The following is a 210-nucleotide window of genomic DNA, read 5'->3' as shown; positions in this document are numbered from 1 at the left end:
TTTAATTTGACCAAACCTGGCTACGGTGCTTTTGATTATGACTTGTTGGTATGACCGCGTGTGGGGCTAGCAATGATTGGGCTTGGGCTGCTAGAGCAAATACCTGATGATGACATTAATAAACAAGCCAGAGACAGTAATGATAGCGATATCAGTGGTAAGTTAAACTGGGTCATGGATCCGCAAACGGGCAAGCGAGCACTTGGACGA

At 45.7% G+C, this 210-nt stretch carries 1 protein-coding gene; it reads left to right on the top strand.

What is annotated here, in order from left to right; genetic code table 11:
- Window positions 1-60: 60 nt before the first annotated feature.
- A partial coding sequence (locus tag V6252_RS13675; protein ID WP_341610789.1) for a di-heme oxidoredictase family protein occupies window positions 61-210 on the top strand: 150 nt, incomplete at its 3' end.

This window comes from Psychrobacter proteolyticus (genome assembly GCF_038155145.1).
GTDB lineage: Bacteria > Pseudomonadota > Gammaproteobacteria > Pseudomonadales > Moraxellaceae > Psychrobacter > Psychrobacter proteolyticus_B.
This window is presented reverse-complemented; position numbering and strand designations above follow the sequence as displayed.